Consider the following 712-nt stretch of genomic DNA (forward strand, 5'->3'; position numbering starts at 1 on the left):
GAACAGTGATGTTCAGCAGTGTTCAGCGTAAATGTATCAGTTCCACGGCTAGATGCTCAGTATGATACCCTTCACTGCGGCTGCCGTCGGTGTTGGGCCAGGAGAATCTGCTCTCGGATCCAGCCCAGCCAGGGCTCCAGCCCGTCACCCGTCTTGGCAGAAAGACAAAAAATCGGCACAGAAGGGTTGATCTCGCGGATATTGGCCTGGATCCGATCCAAATCCACCTCCAACACAGGAACCAGATCCACTTTGGTGATCAGCAGACAATCCGCCTCTCGAAACATGATTGGGTACTTGAGAGGCTTGTCTTCCCCTTCTGTGACGCTGAGCAGTGCTACCTTGGCGTGTTCCCCCACCTCAAACTCCGCCGGGCAGACCAAGTTGCCGACATTTTCCACCAGCAGCAAATCCAGTTGTTGGGGATCCAGCAGTGCTTCCAATTGCTGCAAGCCCCCGGCCACCATGGCCGCATCCAAATGACAGGCCCGCCCCGTGTTGATGGCAATCACCGGGATCCCGTAGCGACGCAACCGCTCCGCGTCCAGTTGGGTCGTCATGTCTCCCTCGATCACCGCCAGGCGCAGCGAGCCGGCAAGAGCGACCACGGTTTTCTCCAGCAAAGACGTCTTACCCGCCCCCGGCGCGCTCATGAGGTTCAGACAGGTTACTGATACATTTACGCTGAACACTGCTGAACATCACTGTTCAA

1 protein-coding gene is annotated in these 712 nt (G+C 56.7%); it reads right to left on the reverse strand.

The genetic code is table 11. The features are described 5' to 3' along the window. Nucleotides 1-71 precede the first annotated feature (71 nt). On the reverse strand, nucleotides 72-692 hold the full coding sequence (hypB, locus tag NW843_RS13330; protein ID WP_011434383.1) for a hydrogenase nickel incorporation protein HypB: 621 nt from the start codon (nucleotides 690-692) through the stop codon (nucleotides 72-74). Nucleotides 693-712 lie beyond the last annotated feature (20 nt).

The sequence above is a fragment of the Synechococcus sp. R5-12 genome, from assembly GCF_047502655.1.
Taxonomy (GTDB): domain Bacteria; phylum Cyanobacteriota; class Cyanobacteriia; order Thermostichales; family Thermostichaceae; genus Thermostichus.